The sequence below is a fragment of the Curtobacterium sp. 22159 genome (assembly GCF_052045775.1).
Classification (GTDB): domain Bacteria; phylum Actinomycetota; class Actinomycetes; order Actinomycetales; family Microbacteriaceae; genus Curtobacterium.
On record NZ_JBQEPN010000006.1, the window covers coordinates 1 to 17492 of the forward strand.

Sequence of the window (17492 nt, forward strand, 5' to 3'; positions counted from 1 at the left end):
AAGGACCAGACGCACTCCCCACTCCGACCGTTCGCACGATCTTCGCCAGAGAGGCATTTCGTCTCACCCCGACGCGCCACTCAGCGAGTGGGACTTCATCGGGATTCGTTGCCTGAGCGGGACCCCGTCCGGACTGCATCCCCGGGGCTTCGCCCTGGTGACCGTCTCGGCCGTTCCGTTCTCCGCCTCAGCGGCAACGAGTGATTACTCTACACACGCCCCGGGGGGCCCGCCAACTGTCGTGCACCCCGGGCGTGTCGCAACCTGGCCGGGCCCCCGGGACGCGGAACGGCCCGCCCCCACGGTGGGGAGCAGGCCGTTCGGTTGACCGGGTCAGTGGCGCGCGATGACCGGGTTCTTCAGGCTGCCGATGCCCTCGATCGTCACCTCGACGACCTCGCCGTCGCGGATCTCGCCGACGCCGGCGGGGGTGCCGGTGAGGATGACGTCCCCGGGGAGCAGCGTCCAGATCGACGACACGAACTCGATCAGCGACGGGATGTCGTGGATCATCTCGCTCGTGGAGCCGACCTGCCGGAGATCGCCGTCCACGCGGGTCTCGATGCGGATGTCCGACGGGTCGATCTCGGTCTCGATCGCCGGCCCCAGCGGACAGAACGTGTCGAACCCCTTGGACCGGGTCCACTGACCGTCCCGCGCCTGGAGGTCGCGGGCCGTGACGTCGTTCGCGATCGTGTAACCGAGGATGACGCTCGCGAAGTCCTCACGCGTGACGTTCTTCGCGAGGGACCCGATCACGATCGCGAGCTCGCCCTCGTGGTCGACGCGTCCGACGCCGGCGGGGAGCCGGATCGGGTCCTCCGGACCGATGACCGAGGTGTTCGGCTTGAGGAACACCACCGGGTCGTCACCCGCGCGCTCGTCCATCTCGGAGGCGTGCTCGGCGTAGTTGAGCCCGACACCGATGACCTTGGACCGCGGGATCACCGGGGCCAGGAGTTTGGCGTCGGCGAGCGGGACCCGCTCCCCCGTGGTCTCGAACCCCTGGTACATCGGGTCACCCGCCAGCACGACCAGGTCGCGCTCGTCGAGGATGCCGTACCGGGGGTCTTCGCCCTTGCTGCTGAACCGTGCGATCTTCACCGTTGGAGCCTACCGACGTGGGGTTGGAGCTCAGCGCGGATCGGTCAGGCGCGTCATCCACCCGTGCGGGTCGGGACGACGTCCGTACTGGATGTCGGTGAGCTCGTCGCGGAGGGACATCGTGAGTTCCCCGGCGCCGACGGTCGGTGACCCGATGGTGAACCCCTCGCCGCGGAGTTCGGCGATCGGGGTGACCACCGCCGCGGTCCCGCACGCGAACGCCTCGGTGATCGAGCCGTCCGCCACGCCGTCGCGCCACTCGTCCATCGTCACCCGGCGCCGTTCCACACCGAGGCCGCGGTCCTCCGCGAGCTGCAGGATGGAGTCCCGCGTGATGCCCTCGAGGATGGAGTCCGAGTCCGGCGTGACGAGGGTGCCGTCGGACTTGACGAGCACCACGTTCATGCCGCCGAGCTCCTCGAGGTACTTCCCCTCGACCGAGTCGAGGAACATGACCTGCTGGCAGCCGTGCTCGTACGCCTCCTGCTGCGGCAGGAGGGACGAGGCGTAGTTGCCGCCCGTCTTCGCCGCCCCGGTCCCGCCCTTGCCTGCGCGGGCGTAGTCCGTGGACAGCCAGATGGAGACCGGCTTCGGCCCGGAGGTGAAGTACGCACCGGCCGGGCTCGCGATGCAGTGGTACGCGACCTCCTGCGCGGCACGGACGCCGAGGAACGACTCCGTCGCGATCATGAAGGGTCGGAGGTACAGGCTCGTCTCCGGAGCGGCGGGCACCCAGTCGACGTCGGTCTGCACGAGCTGGCGGATCGACTCGACGAAGGTCTCGACCGGCAGCTCGGGCAGCGCAAGGCGCCGCGCGGACCGCTGGAAGCGCCGTCCGTTCGCGTCGGGCCGGAAGCTCCAGACCGAGCCGTCCGCGTGCCGGTACGCCTTGAGCCCCTCGAAGATCTCCTGCGCGTAGTGCAGCACGCTGGCGCTCGGGTCGAGCGTCAACGGCCCGTACGGGTGGACGGACGCGTCGTGCCACCCGGCGTCGAGGCTCCACCGGACGGTGACCATGTGGTCCGTGAAGTGCTTGCCGAACCCGGGGTCGGCGAGGATCTCCTCGCGCTCGGCCGCAGCGCGACGCTCCGGCGAGGGGATGGTGGCGAACTCGAGTCCGAAGGCGGTGTCGGTGCTCATCTGGGGAGACTCCTGTCAGGCGGTGGTGGTGCGTGCCGTGGCCGCGGCGGCGATGGCGTCGCCGATCTCGGCCGTGCGACGCTGCGTGGTGCCCCGGTCAGCGAGATCGGCCTCCACCGCCCGCGTGACCGCCGACGCGAGATCGCTGCGACCGATGTGGTCGAGCAGCAGCGCGACGGACAGGATGGCGGCCGTGGGATCGGCCTTCTGCTGACCCGCGATGTCCGGCGCGGAGCCGTGGACCGGCTCGAACATGCTGGGGAAGGTGCCGTCCGGGTTGATGTTGCCCGAGGCCGCCAGACCGATGCCGCCGCTGATCGCGCCGGCCAGGTCGGTGATGATGTCGCCGAAGAGGTTGTCGGTGACGATGACGTCGAACCTAGCAGGTTCCTTCACCATGTGGATCGTCACGGCGTCGACGTGCTGGTAGTCCACGGTGACGTCCGGGAACTCCTGGCCGACGGCCGCGACGGTGCGCTGCCACAGCGCCCCGGCGTGCACGAGCACGTTGCTCTTGTGCACGAGCGTGAGGTGCTTGCGTGCGCGGCGGTCCGCCAGCTCGAACGCGTACCAGACGACCCGTTCGACGCCGAAGGCGGTGTTGAGCGAGACCTCGGTCGCGATCTCCTGCGGGGTGCCGGTGCGGATGGCGCCGCCGTTGCCGACGTAGGGACCCTCGGTCCCCTCGCGCACGACGACGAAGTCGACGGCACCAGGATCGGCGAGCGGCGTCGCCACCGCGTCGTACACCTTCGTCGGGCGGAGGTTGACGTAGTGGTCGAACGCGAACCGCAGCTTGAGGAGCAGGCCGCGCTCGATGATGCCGCCGGCGAGCCGGGGGTCGCGGGGGTCCCCACCGACCGCGCCGAGCAGGATCGCGTCGTGCGTGGCGATGGCGGACATGTCGTCCTCGGTGAGGATGTCACCGGTCTCGAGGAACCGCGCGGCACCGAGGGAGAACGGGGTCTCCTCGACGACGAGGTCGTCCGGCAGGACCGCGTGCAGCACCTTGAGCGCTTCGTCGACGACCTCGGGTCCGATGCCGTCGCCGCGGATGACCGCGAGCTTGAGTGTCTCCGTCATGTCCGCCACTCCCCTACAGCGTGATGTCGATCTCGCGGAGCGACGCCGCGTCGATCGTGGACCGCACGTGCTCGAGGATCTCGGCCGGCACCGGCGAGTCGACGGTGAGCACGCTCAGCGCCTGGCCACCGGCGGCCTCACGCGAGATCTGCATGGCGGCGATGTTGATCCCGGCGTCGCCGAACTCCTTGCCGTAGACGGCGACGATGCCCGGACGGTCCGTGTAGACCATGACGACGTGGTGCTCCGCGAGGGCGACCTCGACGTCGTGCCCGTTGATCTCGACCAGCTTCGCGATCTGCTTCGGGCCGGTGAGGGTGCCCGACACACTGATCGCCGGCCCGTCGGACTGGGCGCCGCGGATCGTGAGCACGTTGCGGTACTCGGAGCTGTCGGAGTCCGTGATGAGCCGCACGGTCACACCCCGCTGCTCGGCGATGAGCGGCGCGTTGACGTAGGAGACCTGGTCGCTGACGACGTCGGTGAAGACGCCCTTCAGCGCGGCGAGCTTGAGCACGCTGACGTCGTACTCGGCGAGCTCCCCGTGCACCTCGACGTCGATGCTGGTGACCGGCGAGGTCGCGAGGCCGGTGAAGACCTGGCCGAGCTTCTCGACCAGCGGGATGCCCGGACGCACGTAGGGGTCGATGACGCCGCCGGCGACGTTCACCGCGTCGGGGACGAGCTCGCCGCCGAGCGCGAGCCGGACGGACTTCGCGACGGAGACGCCCGCCTTCTCCTGCGCTTCGTCCGTCGAGGCACCGAGGTGCGGCGTCACGACGACGTTCGGGAGCGAGACGAGCGGCGAGTCCTTCGGCGGCTCCGACACGAAGACGTCGAGGCCGGCACCGGCGATCGTGTTCGAGGTGAGCGCGCGGTGCAGCGCGTCCTCGTCGATCAGGCCGCCGCGGGCGACGTTCACGACGAACGCGGTCGGCTTCATGAGCGCGAACTGGTCGTCCGAGATCATGCCGACCGTCTCCTGCGTCTTCGGCATGTGGATGGTGATGAAGTCGGAGCGCTTGAGGAGGTCCTCTAGGGAGACGAGCTCGACCCCGAGCTGCTGGGCCCGAGCGGTGGTGACGTACGGGTCGTACGCGATCACCTGGACGCCGAACGCCTGCAGGCGCTGGGTGATGAGCGCGCCGATCCGGCCCAGGCCGATGATGCCGACGGTCTTCTCGTAGAGCTCGACACCGGTGTACGCGGACCGCTTCCAGGCGCCGGCGGCGAGCGACGCGTGCGCGGCCGGGATGTGCCGCGCGAGCGACAGGATGTGCCCGACCGTGAGCTCGGCGGCCGAGATGATGTTCGACGTCGGCGCGTTCACGACCATCACACCGGCGGTGGTCGCCGCCTTGATGTCGACGTTGTCCAGGCCGACTCCGGCGCGGGCGACGACCTTGAGGTTCGGGGCCGCGGCGATCGCCTCGGCGTCGACCTTGGTGGCGGAGCGCACCAGGATGGCGTGCGCGTCGGCGAGGGAGGCCAGGAGTGCGGGGCGGTCGGTACCGTCCACGTTCCGGATCTCGAAGTCGGGCCCGAGGGCGTCGACTGTGGCGGGCGAGAGTTCTTCGGCGATCAGGACGACCGGCTTCGGCACAGCTGCAGTTTCCTCACACGAGACGGGCGGTATCCCACCATCGTATCGACGCCGAGGAGTGGTTACGACCGCGGGCCCGGTCAGAAGTCGAGCAGTCGCGGCACGAAGAGCTGCAGGTCGAGCCAGAGCGCCCCCGCCGCGGCGAAGGCGAGCACGAACACGCCGACCGTGACGGAGAGCCGGGCCCGGCGGGTGACCCACAGGGCGACGGCGAACGCGACCGGCGCGATGGCGATGTCGAGCACGAGCCACACCCACGGCGTGCTCCGTGCCAGCGAACCGCCGCCCGACGTCGTCCCGAGGAACTCGTTGAACGCCCGGACGGACTGCGACACCGTCACGAGGTTGCCGACGCTCTGGACCGTCATGTAGGCGAAGAGCGCGCCGAAGACGACCCACACCACCACACGGCCGACGAGCGTGCCCGCGGTGCGACGGACGGTCGGGGTCGCGGCGGTCACCCGAAGCTCCGGGTCATGAGGAACGGCCACGGGAAGAGGACGGCGGCGCCGAGCAGCATCCAGAGCAGCCGGGTGCGGGTGCGACGGCCCCGGCCGGCCCAGAGCACGACGGTGAACCAGAGCGCCGGCGCGACGATCGACAGGAAGCGCAGCACCTCGACGAACACGGTGAGGACGGTGTCGACGTTCGACACGTACGACGTCGACGCGGTCAGCAGCCACGCCACCGTGTACAGCAGGTACAGGCCACCGAAGACACCGAAGCCGATGAGGGCGCCGGAGGTCTCGGGCGCGTCCGGGTCGCGGTCGCCGCGGTCCTTGACGACCACCGGGTTGTGCGCCGCGTCGACGTGGGTGGCGTCGTCGGCGTCGCCCCAGCTGAGGGCTTCGTCGTCGTGGTCGACCGAGCCGTCGGGCGGGGAAGCTGCCGTGGTCATGCCTCGATTCTACGAGGGACCGGGCGTCGACGAGACCATGCGTCCGCTGTGACGGGGGACGCGGGGGTGTCCGGTCAGACGTCGGCGGGTTGCGTCTCGAGGACCTCGGCGACGACCTCGCGCACCGCGGGGAACAGCGGGTGGCTCTCCATCAGACCCGTGAGGATCTCGGTGAGCGCGTGCGCCGTGGCCCCCGACCGCAGCAGTGCGTGCAGCTCGATCGACTCGGGGTCGTTCTCGTCGTCGAAGTCGAGCGCCGCACGGACCGCGCCGAGCAGGTGGTCGACCGGCAGCCCGCGCTCGGCGAGCTGCGACGCCGGTCCGACGAAGCGCTCCCGGCGTCCGAGCTTCCGGAGCGGGTTCCGCCCGACGCGCACCGTCGTGTCCGGGAGGTGCGGGTTCGCGATCCGGGCGAGGTTCGCGGCGACGTACCGCGCGTGTTCCTCGGGGTCGAACCCGTGCTTGGCGATGAGGAGGGCGGTCGTCTCGGCGAGTACCCCGTCGACCTCGGCGCGCACGTCGTGGTCCTCGAGGGCTTCGCGGATGAGGCGGATGCCCCGGACGTAGCCGTGGTAGGCGGCCGTCGCGTGGGCCGTGTTCACCGTGTAGAGCTTCCGTTCGACGAACGGCTGGAGGTCGTCGACCCACGTGACGCCGTCGATCGCCGGCGGCTCGGTGTCCGAACCGGCGAACGGCGTGCGCTCGATCACCCACTCGTAGAAGGGTTCGAGGACGACGTCGAGCCCGCCGGACTGACCGAGCACGCCGGACTGGTCGGGCACGATGCGGTCGATGGCGCAGTTCGCGAACACGGCGGCGATGTCGCGGTCCTCGAGGATCGGGGCGCGTCGGATGCTGGCGTGCAGCGAGTCCGTCGCGTTGAACGCGTTCTCGCACGCGACGATCGTGACGTCACCGCGCTCGAGCGGACGCGCCGCGAGTCCCTCGGCGATCACGGGGGCGACCAGCGGGAGGGTCCGGGCCCCGACCGCCGTCGTGACGACGTCGGCGTCCGCGATGGCCTGGACCACCTGCTCGCGGTCGGTCTTGCTGCTCAGCGCACGGAACCCGTACACGAGGTGTTCGACCGGCATCTCGCCGACCTCGTGCACCACGAACCGGCCGGCCTCGTTGAGGGCCGAGACGACGCGGTCGTCGACGTCCACGAAGGTGAGCTCGTAGCCGCTCGCGACCAGGAACTGTCCGACGAACCCGCGCCCGATCTTGCCGGCGCCGATGTGGACCGCTCGCTTCGTCACCGCCATCCGACGATCCTCCCATGCCGATCGGGGGTGCCTCGACCAGGCAGGGCCGGAGCGGACGACGTCTGTCGTGGAACGACCGTGCGCGCGCCACGGAGACGCCGGTCTGCGGCGGCTGGGGTGAGGATCTGTTGCTGCATAACGTTCGGATCACATCGCGAGGCGGCGGTGCGGGTGCACCGCCGCCTCGTCGTCGAGTGGTGTCGGAAGACTACCGCGCGGCGGAACCGTCCACGTAGTCGGCGTCGTTCGACTTCCAGGCGAAGAGCGCGCGGAGCTCGCGGCCGGTGGCCTCGATCGGGTGGCCCTCGCCCTTGGCGCGCAGTGCCTTGAACTCCGGAGCGCCGGCGTCCTGGTCCTCGATGAAGCGCTTCGCGAAGGTGCCGTCCTGGATGTCCGCGAGGACCGCCTTCATGTTCTCCTTGACCTCGGGCGAGATCACGCGGGGGCCGGAGACGTAGTCACCGAACTCGGCCGTGTCGGAGATCGACCAGCGCTGCTTCGTGAGGCCGCCCTCCCAGATGAGGTCGACGATCAGCTTCAGCTCGTGCAGGACCTCGAAGTAGGCGATCTGCGGCTGGTAGCCCGCTTCGACGAGGGTCTCGAAGCCGTACTGGATCAGCTGCGAGGTGCCACCGCAGAGCACGGCCTGCTCGCCGAAGAGGTCGGTCTCGGTCTCCTCGGTGAACGTCGTCTTGATGCCGCCGGAGCGCAGGCCGCCGATGGCCTTGGAGTACGACCAGGCGAGGTCCCAGGCGGAACCCGACGCGTCGACCTCGACGGCGACGATCACGGGGACGCCACGGCCGGCCTCGTACTCACGACGGACGGTGTGGCCCGGGCCCTTCGGCGCGACGAGCGACACGTCGACGCCCTCGGGAGCCTCGATGTAGCCGTAGCGGATGTTGAAGCCGTGACCGAAGACGAGCGTGGCACCCGGCTTGAGGTTCGGCTTGATGTCCTCGGCGTAGACGATGCGCTGGACCTGGTCCGGCGCGAGGATGACGACGACGTCCGCCCAGGCCGTGGCGTCGGCCGGGGTGAGGACCTCGAAGCCCGCCTCTTCCGCCTTCTGACGGCTCTTCGAGCCCTCCTGGAGGCCGATCTTGACCTCGACGCCCGAGTCGCGGAGGTTGAGGGCGTGGGCGTGGCCCTGCGAGCCGTACCCGATGACGGCGACCTTCTTGCCCTGGATGAGCGTCAGGTCGGCGTCGGCGTCGTACACGATGTCAGTCACGGTGCGTGATCTCCTTGGTTGTGGTCGGTGGGGGTGCTCAGCGCACCCGGTCGGTGATGCTCTTCGGTCCGCGGCCCATGCCGAGCAGGCCCGCGCGGGCGAGTTCCTTGATGCCGTAGGGCTCGAGCACGCGGAGGATCGCCTGGATCTTGCCGGGGTCGCCGGTCACCTCGACGATGAGCGAGTCCGTGGCGACGTCGACGACCTGCGCGCGGAACAGGCTGACCGCCTCGAGCACGGCGGAGCGGGTCTGGTTGTCGACGCGGACCTTCACGAGCATGTGCTCGCGCTGCACGGACTGCGAGAAGTCGAGCTCCACGATCTTGATGACGTTGACGAGCTTGTTGAGCTGCTTGGTCACCTGCTCGAGCGGGAGGTCCTCGACGTCCACCACGACGGTGATCCGGCTGAGGCCCTCGACCTCGGTGTTGCCCACCGCGAGGGACTCGATGTTGAAGCCGCGCCGGGCGAACAGGCCGGCGACGCGCGTCAGCAGACCCGGCTTGTCCTCGACGAGGAGGGAGAGGACGTGGCTCATGCGGGGTCTCCCGTCAGGTCGGCGTCCTCGACGTCCCAGCTGGGCGCGTGGTCGCGGGCGTACTCGATCGAGGAGTTGCCGACGCCCTGCGGGACCATCGGCCAGACCATCGAGTCACGGCTGACGACGAAGTCGATCACCACGGGGCGGTCGTTCGTCTCGAGGGCGAGCTGGATCGCGGCGTCGACCTCCTCCGGCTTCTCGACGCGGATGCCGAGGGCACCGTACGCATCGGCGAGCTTCACGAAGTCCGGGACGCGCCGCGACTGGTGACCGGTCTCGAGGTCGGTGAACGAGTGGCGTCCGTCGTAGAACAGGGTCTGCCACTGCCGCACCATGCCGAGCGACGAGTTGTTGATGATCGCGACCTTGATCGGGATGTCGTTGATGACGCAGGTCGCGAGTTCCTGGTTCGTCATCTGGAAGCAGCCGTCGCCGTCGATCGCCCAGACCACGCGGTCGGGCTCCGCGACCTTGGCTCCCATCGCGGCGGGCACCGAGTAGCCCATCGTGCCGGCACCGCCGGAGTTGAGCCAGGCGTGCGGGCGCTCGTACTTGATGAACTGCGCGGACCACATCTGGTGCTGGCCGACCCCGGAGGCGTAGATCGCCTCGGGCCCGGTCAGCTCACCGATGCGGCGGATGATCGCCTGCGGCGCGAGCAGCCCGTCGGTCGGCTCCGCGAAGCCGAGTGGGAAGTCCGCGCGGAGCTGCTCGAGCTTCACCCACCAGTCCGCCGTCGAGGCGCGCTCGTCGGCGGGTACGCCGTTCCAGGCCTCGAGCAGGTCGGTCAGCACCTCGCGCGCGTCGCCCACGATCGGGACGTCGGCGAACCGGATCTTCGAGATCTCGGCGGGGTCGATGTCGACGTGCACGACCTTGGCACCGGGAGCGAACTCGTCCGCCTTGCCGGTGACCCGGTCGTCGAACCGGGCGCCGAGGGCGATGATGAGGTCGCTGTCCTGCAGACCGAGCACCGCCGGCACCGTGCCGTGCATGCCGGGCATGCCGAGGTGCTGCGGGTGGGAGTCCGGGAAGGCACCGCGGGCCATGAGCGTGGTGACGACCGGAGCACCGGTGGCCTCGGCGAAGCGCAGCAGTTCGGCGGTCGCCCCGGCGCGGACCACACCTCCGCCGACGTAGAGCACCGGACGCTGCGACTCGGCGAGCAGCTGCGCCGCGGCGGCGATCTGCTTGCCGTGCGCCTTCGTCACCGGCCGGTAGCCGGGCAGGTCGACCTTCGGCGGCCACACGTAGGGCGCCGACATCTGCTGCGCGTCCTTGGTGATGTCGACGAGGACCGGACCCGGACGCCCGGTGGTCGCGATCTGGTACGCGGCCGCGAGGGTCCCGGGGATGTCCTCAGGTCGCGTCACGAGGAAGGAGTGCTTCGTGATCGGCATCGTGATGCCGACGATGTCGGCTTCCTGGAAGGCGTCCGTCCCCATCAGGGTCGAGAACACCTGCCCGGTGATCGCGATGAAGGGCACCGAGTCCATGTAGGCGTCGGCGATCGCCGTGACGAGGTTCGTCGCGCCCGGACCGGACGTCGCGATGGCGACCCCGACCTTGCCCGACGCCGAGGCGTAGCCCTCAGCGGCGTGACCGGCGCCCTGCTCGTGACGGACGAGGACGTGGCGGATCGTCGTGGACGCCATGAGCTCGTCGTAGAACGGGATGATGGCGCCGCCCGGCAGGCCGAAGACGTCGGTGATCCCGAGGTGCTCGAGCGTCCGCAGGACGGCTCCCGAGCCGGTCAGGACCTCCGGCGTCCGGCGTGCACCGGCGGCCGCGGACAGCGGAGTGGCTTCCGTGGGCATGAGGTGTTCCTTGCCTGGAGAGATGGCGATGGTGCGGCGTGTCGACGCTAGCCCGTGACCGCGCCCTTGGCAGCGGACTGGACGAGCTTCGCGAACTTCGCGAGGACTCCGCGGGTGTAACGCGGGGGCAGCGGGGCCCAGCCTTCGCGGCGGGCCTCCAGCTCGGCGTCGTCGACCAGTAGGTCGAGCGAGCGAGCCGCGATGTCGACACGGATGCGGTCGCCATCGCGCACGAATGCGACTGGACCTGCGTCCACCGCTTCCGGTGCGATGTGGCCGATGCACAGGCCGGTTGTGCCGCCTGAGAATCGTCCGTCCGTCAACAGTAGTACATCCTTGCCGAGGCCCGCGCCCTTGATGGCCGCGGTGATGGCGAGCATCTCGCGCATGCCGGGGCCGCCCTTCGGACCCTCGTAGCGGATGACCACCACGTCGCCCTTCTGGATCCACCCCTCGGTCAGGGCGTCCATGGCGGCGCGCTCGCGGTCGAACACGCGTGCGGGGCCCTCGAACACCGCGGCGTCGAACCCGGCGGTCTTCACGACGGCACCCTCGGGCGCGAACGAACCCTTGAGGATCGTCAGTCCGCCGGTCGCGTGGATCGGCTCGTCGAGCGGACGGAACACCTTGCCGTCGAGCGCCGGCGGGTCGATCTCCGCGAGGTTCTCGGCCATGGTCTTGCCCGTGACGGTCATCACGTCACCGTGCAGGAGGCCGGCGTCGAGCAGCGCCTTCATGACGACGGGGATGCCGCCGTTCTTGTCGACGTCGTTCATCACGTACTTGCCGAACGGCTTCATGTCGGCGATGTGCGGGACCTTCGAGCCGATGCGGTTGAAGTCGTCGAGGGAGAGCTCGACCTCGGCCTCGTGCGCGATCGCGAGGAGGTGCAGGACGACGTTCGTCGAGCCTCCCAGCGCCATGGCGACGGCGATGGCGTTCTCGAACGCCTCCTTCGTGAGGATCTGGCGGGCGGTGATGCCCTTGCGCAGCATGTTCACGACGGCCTCGCCCGAGCGGTGCGCGTAGTAGTCGCGGCGCCGGTCGGCGCTCGGCGGCGCGGCCGATCCCGGCAGGGACATGCCGAGCGCCTCGGCGACGCTGGCCATCGTGTTCGCCGTGTACATCCCGCCACAGGCGCCCTCGCCCGGGACGATCGCACACTCGATCTCCTTGAGCTCGGCCTCGGTCATCGTGCCGGCCTTGCACGCACCGACGCCCTCGAAGGAGTCGATGATCGTGACCTCCTTGAAGGAGCCGTCGGCCTGCTTCACGTAGCCCGGCATGACCGATCCGGCGTAGAGGAAGACGCTCGCGAGGTCGAGGCGCGCGGCGGCCATGAGCATGCCGGGCAGGGACTTGTCGCAGCCGGCGAGCAGCACGGTGCCGTCCAGACGCTCGGCGTTCACGACGGTCTCGACGCTGTCGGCGATGACCTCGCGCGAGACGAGGGAGAAGTGCATCCCCTCGTGGCCCATCGAGATGCCGTCGGAGACGGAGATGGTGCCGAACTGGAGCGGGTACCCACCCCCGGCGTGGACGCCCTCCTTGGCGCCCTGCGCGAGGCGGTCGAGGGAGAGGTTGCAGGGGGTGATCTCGTTCCAGGAGGACGCGATCCCGATCTGCGGCTTCTCCCAGTCCTCGTCGCCCATGCCGACGGCCCGGAGCATCCCACGCGAGGTGGTCGCTTCGATCCCGTCGGTGACGACCCGGCTGCGGGGCTTCACGTCGATGTCAGGCATGGAGCGAGTCTAGGCGCAACTGGGATACCAACCGGACAACAACATGCGTCCGCATGCTGACGGGAGGCGCGGATCGCCTCCGTCAGCGCGTCGCACGCAGGCGCGCGAGCTGCTTCAGGACGTCGGTGAGGGCCGCGGGATCGGCCACGCGGTGGCCCGCGAGGGTCTCGCCCTCCCCCACCTTCACGCCCACGTCGCCGTCGCGGAGCACCCGGAAGGCGTCCTCGTCGGTGACGTCGTCCCCGGCGAAGAACACCGCGTCCGCGCCGTGCAGGTCACGCAGGCGCGTGATCGCATCGCCCTTCGTCACGTGCCGGACGGCGAACTCGAGGATGTCCTTGCCGCCACGCTCGAGCACGTCCGGGTCCGCGTCGTGGGCGGCCGCGCTGGCCGCGGCGTTCGCCTCGGCGGCGACCTCGGGACCGACCCGGCGGGTGTGCACCCCGTGACCGGCGGGCTTGTGCTCGATGACGACGCCCGGGAACCGCGCACCGACCTCGTCGAGCGCCGCACCGATCCGGGCGACCCGTTCCTGCTCGTCGGCGGTCAGGGCGTCCTCGTCGTGGCCGTCGACCCGCCACTCGACGCCGTGCGAGCCGACGAGGGCCATCTCGGCCGGGGCGTGCGTCACCGCGGCGAGGCTGTCGAGCGGACGGCCGGACACGAGCACGACCTCGGTGTCCCGTGCGCGCTGCAGGGTGAGCACCGCCGCCCAGGAGCCGGGCAGCGCACCCACCTCCGCCGGATCGTCGGCGAACGGCGCGAGCGTGCCGTCGAAGTCGAGGGCGACGAGCAGTCGCGGCGCCGCCGCGAGCGTCTCGAGGGCCGCGCCGAGGACGGACGCGTCGGTGACCTGGTCAGGCATCACGTGCCTCCCGGGTGTCCTCGGCGGCCCGCGCGGTCTGCGCGTCCTCGTCGAAGATGGACGTCGTGTTCTGGAGTTCCTCGACGTGCTCGTCACCCGGGTCGGCGGCGGACGGGTCGAGCTTCGCGCGGCGCGGCGCGTGGCGGTCGAGGGCCTCGAGGAACGAATGCGACCAGCGGGCCACGTCGTTGTCGCGCACCCGCTTGCGGAGGGCGCGCATCCGCGTCGACCGCTCGCGACGCGGCATCTCGATCGCGCGCTGGATGGAGTCCTTCAGCGCACCGATGTCGTGCGGGTTCACGATCACGGCCTGCTTCAGCTCGTCGGCGGCACCGGCGAACTCGGACAGGATGAGCACCCCGTCGTTGTCGAACCGGGCCGCGACGTACTCCTTCGCGACGAGGTTCATGCCGTCGCGGAGCGCCGTGACGAGCATGATGTCGGCGGCGAGGTAGAGCGCGACCATCTCCTCGCGCGGGTACCCGTGGTGCAGGTACGCGATCGGCTGGTGCCCGATGACGCCGAGGTCGCCGTTGATCCGACCGACCGTCAGCTCGATCTCGTCGCGGAGCGCCGCGTAGGTGTCGACGCGCTCCCGGCTCGGGCTGGCGACCTGCACGAGGGTGGCGTCCTCGACCGCGACGCGGCCGTCCTCGACGAGCTCGCCGAAGGCCTTGATGCGGTGCCGGATGCCCTTCGTGTAGTCGAGCCGGTCCACGCCGAGCAGCACGGTCTTCGGGTTGCCGAGGCTCTCGCGGATCTCACGCGCACGCTCCTGCACCTCCGGGCGGTGCGCGATGGCCTCGAAGCTCTCGGCGTCGATCGAGATCGGGAAGTGGCGCGCCTCGACGTGGCGGACGGTGATGCCCTTGCGGCTGCGGGGCGCGGCCGGGTCGTCGACGGGGACGTCGATCGTCGAGCCCTTCGTCGTGTAGCCCTTGATGTGCCGGACCGCGCGGAGGAAGTCGCTCGCGTCGTCGTGGCGCTGGAACCCGATGACGTCCGCGCCGAGCAGGCCGTCGAGGATCTGCGCACGCCAGGGCAGCTGGGCGTAGATGCCGACCGGCGGGAACGGGATGTGGTTGAAGAAGCCGATCGTCAGGTCCGGACGGCGTTCCCGCAGCAGCGCCGGGAGGAGCTGCAGCTGGTAGTCCTGCACCCAGACGATGCCGTCCTGCTCGACGATCTCGACGATCTGGTCGGCGAACCGCTCGTTGACGCGCTTGTACGCGTTCCACCAGTCGCGGTGGTAGCTCGGGTGCTCGATGACGTCGTGGTACAGCGGCCAGAGCGTGTCGTTGCTGAAGCCCTCGTAGTACTCCTCGACGTCGGCGTCGCTGAGCGGGACGGGCACGATGTGGATGCCGTCGTTGTCGAAGGGGTCGACCTCGACCTCGGGCTGGCCGACCCACCCGACCCAGGCTCCGTCGTTGGCCCGCATGACCGGCTCAAGTGCGGTGACCAGGCCGCCCGGCGAGTGCCGCCAGCCCTCGTTGCCGTCCTCGTCGACGACCCGGTCGACCGGCAGGCGGTTGGAGGCGACGACGAAGGAGTACCGGGTCTGTTCGGTTCGGGGTGCGGCCATGGGGTGCTGGGGTCTCCGTTCCGCCCGGTTCGAGCACCGGGTCCAGCCGTACGGTACCAGCGAGGACACGGCGGACTCACGGCGGATCGGTGGGTAGCGGACGCCGGACGGGCGGGTCTGGCACGGACCGCTCCTGGGTCCTCGGCACCGGCCCGCTCACTAGGCTCGTCGGCATGGTCAAGACACGAGCGTGGCGGAACGGCGACGCGGCGGAACGGGACTTCCCGGTCGACCGGGTCTCCGATCTGATCGCGGAGCCGGACACGTTCGTGTGGGTGGACTACACCGACCCGCAGCCGTCCGACCTGCAGCACGTCGAGGAGGAGCTCGGCATCCACGCGCTCGCCGTCGAGGACGCGGTGGAGCGGGGACAGCGCCCGAAGCTCGACCGGTACCGCGACAGCCTGTTCCTGGTCGTCTACGACGTCGGTGGCCTCGACGACGCCGGCGACCTCGTCACGCACGAGGTGAAGGCGTTCGTGACCGAGCGCGCTCTCGTCACGATCCACGGCGCGGACGTCGACACGGGGACGGTGGAACGACGCCTGGCGGCGAACTCGGACACCGCCGACCACGGGGTCCCGTGGCTCGTGTGGGGACTGCTCGACGCCGTGACCGACCACGCCACGAGCACGATCGAGGACATCGAGCGTCGGATCGACGAACTCGAGGACGACCTGTTCGAGCACGGCACCCCGCGTGAGAAGCAGATCCAGCGCCGGTCCTTCCGGCTCCGCAAGGCGCTCGGCGTCTTCCGACGACAGGTCGTCCCCACCCGCGACAGCGTCGCCTCGCTCCTGCACGGGGACGCCGAGACGATCGCGGACGGGATCCGCCCATACTTCCGCGACGTCGAGGACCACCTCGTGTCGATCGCCGACTCGGTCGACCAGCTGCGTGACTCGGTGTCGAGCATCCTCGACACCAACCTGAACCTCGCGTCGAACCGGCAGAACACCGTGATGAAGAAGGTGACCAGCTGGGCGGCGATCATCGCGATCCCGACGGCGATCACCGGCGCGTTCGGCATGAACGTGCGCTTCCCCGGGATGAGCCACTGGAGCGGGCTGTTCTACGCTCTCGGCCTCGTGGTGATCTCGTCGGTGTCGCTCTACGGCGTCTTCAAGAAGAAGGACTGGCTCTAGAGCCGCAGCGCCAGGACCCCGGCGACGACGGTGAGCGGCGCGACCACGCAACCGAGGGCCATGTACCGACCCCACGACAGGTGCACGCCTTCGGACGACAGTCGCGCGTGCCAGAGCAGCGTCGCGAGCGACGCCCACGGCGTGATGAGGCAGCCGGCGTTCACACCCACCAGGAGCGCCGCGTAGCGCAACGCCTCGTGCCCGGCGGCGGGTTCGAGCACCAGGTAGGCGGGCAGGTTGTCGATCGCGTTCGCCGCGACCGCGCCGGCGCCGCCGAGGGTGAGGAGCGATCCGGTGCCGGTGCCGCCGGGCAGCGCGTCCACGATCGGATCGGTCAGGCCCGTCGTGTGCAGCGTCTCGACGACGACGAACAGACCGGCGGCGAAGATGAGCGTCGACCAGGGCACGCGCGACGGGCGGAGCTCGCCGGGCGCCCGGAACGCCGCGACGACGACCAGCACGACGGCGGCCGCGACCGCCGCGATCCACACCGTCACCCCGGCAGTCAGGGCGATGACGAGCGCGACGAGCACCGCCGACGCCGACCAGAAGAACACCGGGTCGGTCGCCGCGCGGACGGACACCGGCGTGTAGCGGCCGAAGAGCTTCCCACGGAAGACGACGAGCAGCACCGCACACGGCACCACCACCCCGGCGAGCGCCGCCCACACCATGAGGCCGGCGAACGGGATCGGCCCGTCCAGCCCGACGCGGTCGACGGCGAGCAGGTTCGTCAGGTTCGACACGGGCAGCAGCAGCGACGCGGTGTTCGCAAGCCAGACGGTCGTGAGCGCGAACGGCATCGGCGGCAGCCCGACCCGCCGGGCGAGCGTGATGACGATCGGCGTGAGGAGCACCGCCGTGGTGTCGATCGAGAGGAACACCGTGCACACCACGGCCAGCACGACGACGGCACCCCAGAGGCCGATGGTGCGGCCGCCGCCGACGCGGGCGGCGAGGTCCGCCAGGCGGTCGAAGACCCCCGCGTCCGCCGCGAGCTCGGCGACCACGGTCAGCCCGAGCACGAACGCCAGGACCGGGACGACCCGGTCGGCGAGCTCGGCGAGGTCTCCGAGGGGCAGCAGGCCGAGCGCGACGCACACGGCGCCGACCACGAGCAGGGCTCCGCCGATCACGGCCTGACGCACGGCGACTCCTCCGGGACTGCGCCGGCAGGGTCACCGGCGGCGCTCCAATGTACTGGCCGGTAGCGTGGTCGGGGACGACGACAGGAGGAACCCGTGCGGAAGTTCATGTTCAGCGGTGCGGTGTGGAGTTCGATCATCAGCGGCTACAGCGTGCTGCAGACCACCAGGCAGGGCCCGCGCGACTGGCGCCTGGCGCTGACGTGGGTGGCGTGGCTCGCGACGACGATCGTCGCCGTCGGCACGGTCGTCGAGGACGACCGGGCGGTGAAGGCGAAGCAGCCGTAGGTCGCGGACGCGACCAGCGGACGGACGGGAGGCGCGG

General features: G+C 70.3%; 16 protein-coding genes. 2 read left to right on the forward strand and 14 right to left on the reverse strand.

The features are described 5' to 3' along the window. Window positions 1–333: 333 nt before the first annotated feature. The 13 genes from ACTJKO_RS08430 to otsA form a co-directional block, all read right to left on the reverse strand. Window positions 334–1104 (reverse strand): fumarylacetoacetate hydrolase family protein, encoded by a 771-nt coding sequence (locus ACTJKO_RS08430; RefSeq protein WP_440687627.1) that lies wholly within the window; start codon window positions 1102–1104, stop codon window positions 334–336. Window positions 1105–1134: 30 nt separating this feature from the next. After that, the gene (locus tag ACTJKO_RS08435) at window positions 1135–2244 is read right to left on the reverse strand and encodes a branched-chain amino acid aminotransferase (protein WP_440687629.1); all 1110 of its coding nucleotides are present in this window, start codon (window positions 2242–2244) and stop codon (window positions 1135–1137) included. Window positions 2245–2259: 15 nt separating this feature from the next. Continuing rightward, window positions 2260–3327, reverse strand: coding sequence for a 3-isopropylmalate dehydrogenase (locus ACTJKO_RS08440; RefSeq protein WP_440687631.1), 1068 nt, complete (start codon window positions 3325–3327; stop codon window positions 2260–2262). A gap of 13 nt (window positions 3328–3340) precedes the next feature. Beyond that, the gene (serA, locus tag ACTJKO_RS08445) at window positions 3341–4930 is read right to left on the reverse strand and encodes a phosphoglycerate dehydrogenase (protein WP_440687633.1); all 1590 of its coding nucleotides are present in this window, start codon (window positions 4928–4930) and stop codon (window positions 3341–3343) included. A gap of 80 nt (window positions 4931–5010) precedes the next feature. Next, window positions 5011–5391, reverse strand: coding sequence for a hypothetical protein (locus tag ACTJKO_RS08450; RefSeq protein WP_440687635.1), 381 nt, complete (start codon window positions 5389–5391; stop codon window positions 5011–5013). Further along, window positions 5388–5828, reverse strand: a complete 441-nt coding sequence (locus ACTJKO_RS08455) for a hypothetical protein (protein WP_440687637.1) — start codon at window positions 5826–5828, stop codon at window positions 5388–5390. Before ACTJKO_RS08455 ends, ACTJKO_RS08450 begins: the two co-directional genes overlap by 4 nt. A 74-nt stretch (window positions 5829–5902) precedes the next feature. Beyond that, window positions 5903–7093 carry a mannitol-1-phosphate 5-dehydrogenase gene (locus tag ACTJKO_RS08460; protein ID WP_440687639.1) on the reverse strand — a complete coding sequence of 397 codons (1191 nt, stop codon included), beginning with the start codon at window positions 7091–7093 and terminating at the stop codon, window positions 5903–5905. A 208-nt stretch (window positions 7094–7301) separates the two neighbouring features. Further along, window positions 7302–8327: a ketol-acid reductoisomerase gene (gene ilvC / locus ACTJKO_RS08465; protein ID WP_182516701.1), complete on the reverse strand. Its 1026-nt coding sequence runs from the start codon at window positions 8325–8327 to the stop codon at window positions 7302–7304. A 37-nt stretch (window positions 8328–8364) separates the two neighbouring features. Continuing rightward, window positions 8365–8865 (reverse strand): acetolactate synthase small subunit, encoded by a 501-nt coding sequence (gene ilvN / locus ACTJKO_RS08470; RefSeq protein ID WP_440687641.1) that lies wholly within the window; start codon window positions 8863–8865, stop codon window positions 8365–8367. Then, window positions 8862–10685 carry an acetolactate synthase large subunit gene (locus ACTJKO_RS08475; protein ID WP_440687643.1) on the reverse strand — a complete coding sequence of 608 codons (1824 nt, stop codon included), beginning with the start codon at window positions 10683–10685 and terminating at the stop codon, window positions 8862–8864. Before ACTJKO_RS08475 ends, ilvN begins: the two co-directional genes overlap by 4 nt. A 47-nt stretch (window positions 10686–10732) precedes the next feature. Then, window positions 10733–12427: a dihydroxy-acid dehydratase gene (gene ilvD / locus ACTJKO_RS08480; protein WP_440687645.1), complete on the reverse strand. Its 1695-nt coding sequence runs from the start codon at window positions 12425–12427 to the stop codon at window positions 10733–10735. An 82-nt stretch (window positions 12428–12509) separates the two neighbouring features. Further along, on the reverse strand, window positions 12510–13292 hold the full coding sequence (gene otsB, locus ACTJKO_RS08485; protein ID WP_440687647.1) for a trehalose-phosphatase: 783 nt from the start codon (window positions 13290–13292) through the stop codon (window positions 12510–12512). Beyond that, the gene (gene otsA, locus ACTJKO_RS08490; RefSeq protein WP_440687649.1) at window positions 13285–14877 is read right to left on the reverse strand and encodes an alpha,alpha-trehalose-phosphate synthase (UDP-forming); all 1593 of its coding nucleotides are present in this window, start codon (window positions 14875–14877) and stop codon (window positions 13285–13287) included. The genes otsB and otsA overlap by 8 nt, the downstream gene beginning before the upstream one ends. 173 nt (window positions 14878–15050) lie before the next feature. Between otsA and ACTJKO_RS08495 the strand changes: the two genes are divergently transcribed. Beyond that, window positions 15051–16022 carry a magnesium transporter CorA family protein gene (locus ACTJKO_RS08495; RefSeq protein WP_440687651.1) on the forward strand — a complete coding sequence of 324 codons (972 nt, stop codon included), beginning with the start codon at window positions 15051–15053 and terminating at the stop codon, window positions 16020–16022. On the opposite strand, the gene ACTJKO_RS08500 is transcribed toward ACTJKO_RS08495, so the two are convergent. Further along, complete coding sequence (locus ACTJKO_RS08500; protein WP_440687653.1) at window positions 16019–17170, reverse strand: SLC13 family permease; 1152 nt, start codon at window positions 17168–17170, stop codon at window positions 16019–16021. The two genes, ACTJKO_RS08495 and ACTJKO_RS08500, sit on opposite strands and share 4 nt — an antisense overlap. A 93-nt stretch (window positions 17171–17263) precedes the next feature. Here ACTJKO_RS08500 and ACTJKO_RS08505 point away from each other — a divergent pair, with 93 nt between their 5' ends. Then, window positions 17264–17455: a hypothetical protein gene (locus tag ACTJKO_RS08505; RefSeq protein ID WP_440687655.1), complete on the forward strand. Its 192-nt coding sequence runs from the start codon at window positions 17264–17266 to the stop codon at window positions 17453–17455. The last annotated feature ends 37 nt before the right edge of the window (window positions 17456–17492 follow it).